The organism is Micromonospora sp. M51 (genome assembly GCF_018070305.1).
Taxonomy (GTDB): domain Bacteria; phylum Actinomycetota; class Actinomycetes; order Mycobacteriales; family Micromonosporaceae; genus Micromonospora; species Micromonospora parva.
The window spans coordinates 1-491 of record NZ_JAGPXZ010001479.1 but is presented as its reverse complement, the minus strand read 5'-3'; the positions used below and the strand labels follow the sequence as shown (position 1 = coordinate 491).

The following is a 491-nucleotide window of genomic DNA, read 5'->3' as shown; positions in this document are numbered from 1 at the left end:
ACTCGGAGGGCCTCTCGGCAAGCCAACGGCGAACAGCGAGGGTAGCCTTCACGTCGTCCTCGTTGTATTCCATGACTCGGGTTCTGGAGGACTCGCGGACCTGCGGATCGGGGTCATGGACGGCGAGGTCCCACCAGGTCTGGGAGTTGAGGCCACCCGGGTCCGGGTCACGCCAGGAGAACCCGGCGCCGGCGTTGGCAACGACCTTCAGACCAATCCCGTTGACCCCGAAGAAGTGCGCCTTGATGGTGGTGAAGAGGTCAACGAAACAGCCGGAGTCCAGCAGCCGACGTACCGCTTGACGAGTCTCCACGTCCTGGCAGACGTGGCCGAAATGACGCAGATGGACGATCTCGTAGTCGGAGTAGTGGACCACGATCGTCTCCGGGTGGGCCGAGAGGATCTCGTCGAGCCAGGCGATGGCGCGGGCGGCCAGTGCGTTCTCATCGTCGTCGCCCATGTCAGCGAACTCGCTGAAGGCGACGTAATAG

General features: G+C 63.5%; 1 protein-coding gene. It reads right to left on the bottom strand.

The window, feature by feature from the left end:
• The coding region (locus KBX53_RS35550) for a ribonuclease H-like domain-containing protein (protein WP_210864093.1) at positions 1-491 on the bottom strand (491 nt) is incomplete at both ends.